General features: G+C 67.0%; 2 protein-coding genes. Both read right to left on the reverse strand.

What is annotated here, in order from left to right; genetic code table 11:
• Positions 1 to 5: 5 nt before the first annotated feature.
• Positions 6 to 419 (reverse strand): IS3 family transposase, encoded by a 414-nt coding sequence (locus tag ABZ624_RS43240; RefSeq protein WP_360101302.1) that lies wholly within the window; start codon positions 417 to 419, stop codon positions 6 to 8.
• Positions 420 to 614: 195 nt separating this feature from the next.
• Positions 615 to 842, reverse strand: a complete 228-nt coding sequence (locus ABZ624_RS43245; protein ID WP_360101305.1) for a transposase — start codon at positions 840 to 842, stop codon at positions 615 to 617.
• Positions 843 to 1,009 lie beyond the last annotated feature (167 nt).

The following is a 1,009-nucleotide window of genomic DNA, read 5'->3' on the forward strand; positions in this document are numbered from 1 at the left end:
CTTCCTCAACACCCCACCAGCGAAAACACCCAGCTCTGACGTGCCGTCACTGACACCCACCCACCGACACCAACCCGGCACATCGCAGGTGGTGCCCGGGAGAACACGTCCAGGACGAACGCCACGTATGCCCAGCCGGACCAGGTGCGGACATAGGTCATGTCCGCTACCCACAACTGGTCCGGGCGCGAGGCGGTGAAGTCACGGTCCACCAGGTCCGGCGGGCGCGGTGTAGACGGCTCAGGAACGGCTGTCCGCCGTCGCTGCCCACGGATGACGCCCTCGATGCCAAGCCCGGTCATCAGCCGCTCGACAGTGCAGCGGGCCACGTCGACGCCGCGCCGCAGGGCGCGGGTGATCCGGCGGGCACCATACGTGCCGCCAGATTCCGCATGGACTTCCTCGATCAGCGGCATCACCTGCTCGTCGCGAAGCCGGCGGGCCGACTTCGGCCGCTTCTTGCGGGCGAAGTACGTCGACGGCGACAGCGACAGGACCCGACCCCGAGGCCACGTTCCCGCAGGTGGTCGATCACCTGCTCGGCCTCGTCCGGGGACGGTCGATCTCCTGGGCAAAAAACACCGAAGCGGCCTTGAGGATCTCGTTCGCCCGCTTCAACTCGGCATTCCCCTTGCGGAGTTGCTTGAGTTCATCGCGCTCGGCGGTGGTGAGCCGGTCGTCGCGTTCGCCCCGGTCGGCCTCGGCCTGGCGGCCCAGCCGCGCAGGGCCTCGGGGTGGATGCCGAGGTCCTTGGCCACGTGCGCAATCGGACGGCCGGTGGCCCGGACTTCGCGGACGGCACGCTCGCGGAGCTCATCGGGATATTTACGGGGTGCTGCCATGGTGCTGGTGGTTCTCCTTCGCCAGGACCGTAACCCTGGCATCAGGGACTCCACAAATCTCAGTACAGCTCACCTACGAATGGCTCGATCAACCCGATCAAGACGGTAGAGCCACCTGATGACCGCCCCCGGCTACCGAGCCGACATGACCCAACGCTTCACCACCT

The sequence above is a fragment of the Streptomyces sp. NPDC007205 genome (assembly GCF_040634095.1).
Classification (GTDB): Bacteria; Actinomycetota; Actinomycetes; order Streptomycetales; family Streptomycetaceae; genus Streptomyces.